This window comes from Dietzia sp. B19 (genome assembly GCF_014145155.1).
In the GTDB taxonomy this organism is placed as follows: domain Bacteria; phylum Actinomycetota; class Actinomycetes; order Mycobacteriales; family Mycobacteriaceae; genus Dietzia; species Dietzia natronolimnaea.
In genome coordinates this window covers 1-2,449 of the sequence record NZ_JAALED010000054.1, presented here as the reverse complement: position 1 = coordinate 2,449, position 2,449 = coordinate 1, and the positions used below count along the sequence as shown (strand labels likewise).

3 protein-coding genes are annotated in these 2,449 nt (G+C 68.0%); 1 reads left to right on the top strand and 2 read right to left on the bottom strand.

Annotation, left to right across the window (positions count from 1 at the left end):
• Positions 1 to 91: 91 nt before the first annotated feature.
• A complete protein-coding gene (locus tag G6020_RS02280; RefSeq protein WP_182609529.1) occupies positions 92 to 1,618 on the bottom strand; it encodes a catalase in 1,527 nt (508 codons plus the stop codon).
• Positions 1,619 to 1,673: 55 nt separating this feature from the next.
• Entirely contained in the window at positions 1,674 to 2,108 is a 435-nt protein-coding gene (locus G6020_RS02275; RefSeq protein ID WP_182609530.1) for a Fur family transcriptional regulator, read from the bottom strand.
• Positions 2,109 to 2,266: 158 nt separating this feature from the next.
• Here G6020_RS02275 and G6020_RS02270 point away from each other — a divergent pair.
• Positions 2,267 to 2,449: universal stress protein (locus G6020_RS02270; RefSeq protein WP_347238289.1), on the top strand; the 183-nt coding region annotated here is incomplete at its 3' end.

Sequence of the window (2,449 nt, the reverse complement as noted above, 5' to 3'; positions counted from 1 at the left end):
CCCGACCCCGCTGGTCGCGGGATCGGGCCCTTCGTCTCAGTCGAGTTCGGCCGACGCGTGCTCGACCGAAACATGCTCGGCTACGGAATGGTCACTCCTGGAGACGGTGGTTGCCGCGCGGACCGGACTCGACGCCGGCCTTGACGGCCTCGCACAGCCCCTGGTCGACGGCCGCCCAGTAGGCGTACACGCGCTCGAGGAGCTCGGTCTCCGAGGGGTCGATCTTGCTCACGTGACCGGCGATGTTGGACGCCAGACGCTCGCGGGCCGCGTCGTCGAGGACCTCCCGGTAGAGCGTCGTGGCCTGCGCCTGGTCGGTGTCGTCGGAGTGCGGCGAGACGTCCCCGCGGTAGATCTCCGAGCCCTTGGTGTCCCAGTCACCGAAGTCGAACGCCTTGGCCGGGTCCGCGACCGGGCCGTCGAGGGTGTTGGGGGCGTACTCGGCCTGCGCCGGGTGCGGGAACTCGTACTGCATGGCGCCCTCCTTGGAGTAGGAGTTCACCGGCGAGAGCGGTCGGTTGACCGGCACCTGCTGGTAGTTGGCGCCGATGCGGTAGCGCTGGATGTCCGGGTACGCGAAGACACGGCCGAGGAGCATCTTGTCGGGCGAGAAGCCGATGCCCTTGACGATGTTGGTCGGCGCGAACGCCGCCTGCTCGATCTGGGCGTGGTGGTTCTGCGGGTTCCGGTTCAGCGTCATGGTGCCGACCTTGCGCAGCGGGTAGTCCTTCTGCGACCAGACCTTGGTGAGGTCGAACGGGTTGAAGCGGTAGGTCTCCGCCTCGTCGAAGGGCATCACCTGGACGTGCAGGTCCCACGACGGGAACTCGCCCTTGGCGATGGACTCGTAGAGGTCCTGACGGTGGTAGTCGGCGTTCTCACCGGCGAGCTTGTCGGCCTCGTCCTGGGTGAGGAAGTCGATGCCCTGGTTGGTCTTGAAGTGGAACTTGACCCAGTGGCGTACGCCCTCGGCGTTGATGAACTGGTAGGTGTGCGAGCCGAACCCGTCCATGTTGCGCCAGGTGGCCGGGATGCCGCGGTCGCCCATGAGCCAGGTGACCTGGTGGGTCGACTCGGGGCTCAGGGTCCAGAAGTCCCACTGCATGGCGTGGTTGCGCAGGCCGGAGGCGTTCTTGCGGCGCTGCGAGTGGATGAAGTCCGGGAACTTGAGGGCGTCGCGGACGAAGAAGACCGGCGTGTTGTTGCCGACCATGTCGTAGTTGCCCTCGTCGGTGTAGAACTTCAGCGCGAAGCCGCGCGGGTCACGCCAGGTGTCGGGGCTGCCCTTCTCGCCGGCGACGGTGGAGAAGCGGGCGAGCATGGGGGTCGTGACGCCCTGCTGGAACAGGCCTGCGCAGGTGATGTCCGAGACGTCCTCGGTGGTGACGAACTCGCCGAAGGCGCCCGAGCCCTTGGCGTGGGGCAGACGCTCCGGGACGTTCTCGCGGTTGAAGTGGGCGAGCTTCTCGATGAGGTAGAAGTCGTGGATCGGCTGCGGACCCAGCTCGCCCAACCGGGCGCTGAACTCGTCGCTCGGTACCGGCTGGCCACTGTCGGTGGTGGTGGCGGACTTGGGCTGGAAGTCGCGTACGCCGCGGTCGGCGGGATGCGTGGTCACGTCTGGTGCTCCTCGTTGTGGTGGGGTGATGGGCGATGTGGTCTGGGTCTCAGTCTTAACCGAGCCGGGCACGGCCCGCCTGACATTCGGGACATGTGCCCCAGTAGTTGACCTCGGCCTCGTCGATCAGGAAGCCGTGATCGTGGTCCGCCTGCAGGCAGGGCGCATGCCCCACCGCGCATTCGACATCCTCGATCCGGCCGCACTGCCGGCACACGAGGTGGTGGTGGTTGTCCCCCGTGCGGCGTTCGTACCGGGCCGGCGAGCCGGCCGGTTCGATGCGCCGCATGAGTCCGACGTCGGTGCACACACGCAGCGCGTCGTAGACGGTCTGCGTGGACACCGCGCCCAGCCGCTCCCGGACCAGTACCGCGACGTCCTCCGCCGCGATGTGGGGACGACTGTCGACGACGGCGAGGACCGCCAACCGGGGAGAGGTGACCCTCAACCCGGCTGTCCGGAGCAGCGCTCCCGGATCCTCCATCTGCATCGTCATGGGCCTCACCCTAGCCGACTTTCTGGAACTGGTCCAGAAAAGGACTGGTTCCGCTTTGGTAACGATGTCGGCTGCGCATCTGCTGCTCCCCCGGACGCCGTCGTACCCGCCGACTAGGCTGATCCGCGACGCCGAACCCGCAGGAGGACGCCATGACGGAAACCGCCACCGGACCGGTCGTATGCGGCTACGACGGTTCGCGGGACGCCCGCCGGGCCGTGGCCTGGGCCGCGAACTGGGCACGCGACCACGACGCGGGGCTCGAGGTGATCTCGGCCGACCGCGCCGTCGGACGCGTGGTGGCCTTCGACGAGACCGCCCGCGCCAACGTCGAG

Excerpts from the sequence above, each read along its gene's own strand:
- G6020_RS02275 (WP_182609530.1), bottom strand. The coding sequence starts at position 2,108 with ATGCAGATGGAGGATCCGGGAGCGCTGCTCCGGACAGCCGGGTTGAGG.